Here is a 446-nt window from a genome sequence, read left to right as displayed (position 1 = left end):
GCGGTGGATGTGAATGGCAGGGGATTGGTCCGTGGGAGGAGTGGGAAGGAGAGGTTGGACCCGGCCGCGTCGCGGCTTGATCGAAACCTCCGATCCTTCGGCATGGGATCCTTCGGTCCTCAGGTTTCCGGGCGGCGGCGCCCGTACAAACGAGACGCTCGGTCGATGTAACCCCCACATCGATAGTCGCGTCCCACCGCGATGAGGGTCTCTCCAAGGCCTCGCCGCCCGGAAACCTTCGTGTACACGTTTTTGTTACCTGCTGGAAGATTGGCATCATGAGCAGCCCAGAGCCCTTTCGAGACGGGCCGCACCGCGGCCTGATCACGGTCGCGCTCATGCTGGCGACGGTCATGCAGGCGCTCGACACCACCATCGCCAACGTCGCGCTGCCGACCATGACCGGCGATCTCGGCGCCTCGCCGGACACCATCAACTGGGTGCTG

General features: G+C 64.3%; 1 pseudogene. It reads left to right on the top strand.

The features are described from left to right. Positions 1 to 278 precede the first annotated feature (278 nt). Positions 279 to 446, top strand: a pseudogene (locus EN742_RS39920) (EmrB/QacA family drug resistance transporter); the annotation flags it as partial.

This window comes from Mesorhizobium sp. M4A.F.Ca.ET.020.02.1.1 (genome assembly GCF_004022645.1).
Taxonomy (GTDB): domain Bacteria; phylum Pseudomonadota; class Alphaproteobacteria; order Rhizobiales; family Rhizobiaceae; genus Mesorhizobium.
The sequence above is the reverse complement of the archived record's forward strand: the minus strand, read 5'-3'. Positions and strand labels throughout refer to the sequence as shown.